This window comes from Ligilactobacillus sp., assembly GCF_036846325.1.
Lineage (GTDB): Bacteria > Bacillota > Bacilli > Lactobacillales > Lactobacillaceae > Ligilactobacillus.
Window position 1 is genome coordinate 1 of record NZ_DAIUCE010000189.1, and the last position, 1,725, is coordinate 1,725.

Consider the following 1,725-nt stretch of genomic DNA (forward strand, 5'->3'; position numbering starts at 1 on the left):
CCTTGCCGACGTTGCTGACGACCTATTTTTCGACGTTCGAGACGTAACCGCCCTGTTCACTCTTCAATGTTTCCAGAAATTCAAGCGGAGCATAGTAATTGCAGGCTTCGACAAGCTGACGGTCTTCAGCTGATAACCCCGCTGTATCTTTCACGTATTCGCTGCTGATTTCCTTTTCGTTGCGAGCAGGTCTTTCAAGAGCCGATTCAAATTCTTCGTTGACGTATCGCTTGAATAAGGTGAAGTCGACCTTGTTGCTTGCAACGTTAAAGCTTTTTTCAAGCTGCTTGACAATCTGCAATTCATCCAAGCCATACAGCAAAACCATTGTCTTTACCTCATCCAAATGCCCCATTACTTCTTTTTCTTCGACAAATGAATGTTGCAAAAGCTGTTTGAAGTATTTGAGGTCAAAATTCAGTTCGCTCTTCTCCAAAAGGGATTCGTTCCTGTTAAGGTTAATCCGAAAATCTTGAAGTTTCTCTTTTCTGACGTCAAACACGTCAGCCAAGGTCTTGGTAATTTCCTTTGAATTGTCTGCATAGGCAAAAGGCTTTGGTGCAAACAACTGCTTCAGCTGAGCATGTCGCCTTTTTCCGACGCTTGACAGAAGCAGCGTATCCAAAACGGCCTGTTTAAAGAACTCCTGACCGCTAAGCGGAAGCATCAACTGATAGATTATCCTGCGATCGCTGTCGTCATCATGAACGAAAGTCCGCAACAGACCAAGAGCCTCTAATTTGCAGCAGGCACTATAGAATCGCGGAATTTCCATATCCAAGGTTTTCAAAATATCTCCAATTTCAGGAAGATGACCGCTTTTCCTTGGAACGGTTGTCGCTGAATAAGCCAAAGTCGCATGAACGGCTGCTGCATCCGCCCCCATAATTGGCTGATACAGAAAGATCACCGTTTCGGAAGACAGCAAACTCTTTCTTTCCTCAGAACAAATTATGCATCTGTCTTTGGGAGAAAGAATATTCAATCCATTTTCCATCGACTCACATCCCTTTTACTTTCTGGCATCTGAGCCTCTTTCCTTGTCTTCGCGCGCCATCAGTTCCTGAAGCTCGTTCACAAAGGCTCCCATATCCTTAAATTCGCGGTACACGCTGGCAAAGCGAATATAGGCAACGTCGTCAACCTTGGCCAAAAGATCCATTACGTATCCTCCAATCAACTGGCTGGAGACTTCATTGCTTCCGGCGGCACGAACCTTGCTTTCGACCTGATCGACCAAATTCTGAATCGCATCCATCGGTACCGGACGCTTTTCTGCAGCACGCATCACTCCGCGCATGATCTTTTCGCGATTGAACTCTTCGCGAAGACCGTTCTTCTTTACGACAAGCAGCGGAGCAGCTTCAATTCTCTCAAAAGTCGTGAAGCGATAACCGCAGTTTTCACACTCGCGTCGCCGTCTGATGGCGTGACCATCATCAGCAGGACGACTGTCGACTACTCGCGAGCCGTTCTTATGGCAATGTGGACATTTCATTAGTTTAAGGGCGGGATACCAACGTCTTTGATCGTTGGAAGGATGGTCCGCAACTTCAAGAAGTCGTCCCGCCTCTCCTTTCTTCTTTTTTGTTTGCTTGCGGTCAACCGGCAAGCATTTCGTCTGTTAACGTCTGGATTGTTTCCTCTGTACCCCACATATCCGTTTATCTGTGAACTACTCGGCCATAAATGACCGAGCTTCTGGGAACACGAAGTAGTATTCAG

At 46.4% G+C, this 1,725-nt stretch carries 2 protein-coding genes; both read right to left on the reverse strand.

Annotated features, from left to right (window positions below; all coding sequences use genetic code 11):
- Positions 1-22 precede the first annotated feature (22 nt).
- The gene (locus V7Z60_RS10040) at positions 23-997 is read right to left on the reverse strand and encodes a chromosome replication initiation protein (RefSeq protein WP_334117668.1); all 975 of its coding nucleotides are present in this window, start codon (positions 995-997) and stop codon (positions 23-25) included.
- Between the two features lie 15 nt (positions 998-1,012).
- Positions 1,013-1,498, reverse strand: coding sequence for a transcriptional regulator NrdR (gene nrdR, locus V7Z60_RS10045; RefSeq protein WP_334117669.1), 486 nt, complete (start codon positions 1,496-1,498; stop codon positions 1,013-1,015).
- Positions 1,499-1,725: the final 227 nt, after the last annotated feature.